This is a genomic window from Treponema sp. R6D11 (genome assembly GCF_054786075.1).
The window spans coordinates 1-548 of record NZ_BDHD01000749.1 but is presented as its reverse complement, the minus strand read 5'-3'; the positions used below and the strand labels follow the sequence as shown (position 1 = coordinate 548).

Sequence of the window (548 nt, the reverse complement as noted above, 5' to 3'; positions counted from 1 at the left end):
AAATCTAAAAACAATAATCCCCAAGCCTTTCTATTCTGCGAACAAGATCGATAAAAAGAAATTCAGCTTTTACATTGCCGCCAGCCTCTATTCGTTTGCGTCCGAGTTTTTGCACAGTATTACGGAGCTTGCGCGAAGAAGACAGTAACGACAAAGAGAATACCGCCGAGTTATGCACGGAGCTGTTAAAAAAAGAAGAATATATTGATGAAATGCGCGAGATACTAACCAACTTTTTAATTGAATGTTCCCGCGTAAAACTGAACCCAAAGACCGAAGCTCGCGTTACATATTTAATGCAAGTCATTGTCGCGCTTGAATCAATGAGCGATGAATGTTACAGTATTAGCCGTTTGTTGGAAAAAAGCGTCGGCAAGAATTGTATTTTTAAAGACAAGGAAATGGACGAGCTTATTCCTTACGTTGGAAAAGTTGAAGAATTTTTAAACTTGCTTGAGAACCAGCTTGGACGCAACCCGTCGCCTGAACAAAAAATGCGCGCCGCAGATTTGGAAAGCCAAATTGACAAAGACCGCAAAAAATTACAA

1 pseudogene is annotated in these 548 nt (G+C 40.1%); it reads left to right on the top strand.

Annotated elements, in window-relative coordinates:
- Positions 1–128: 128 nt before the first annotated feature.
- Positions 129–548, top strand: a pseudogene (locus tag ACYVTD_RS15875) (Na/Pi cotransporter family protein); the annotation flags it as partial.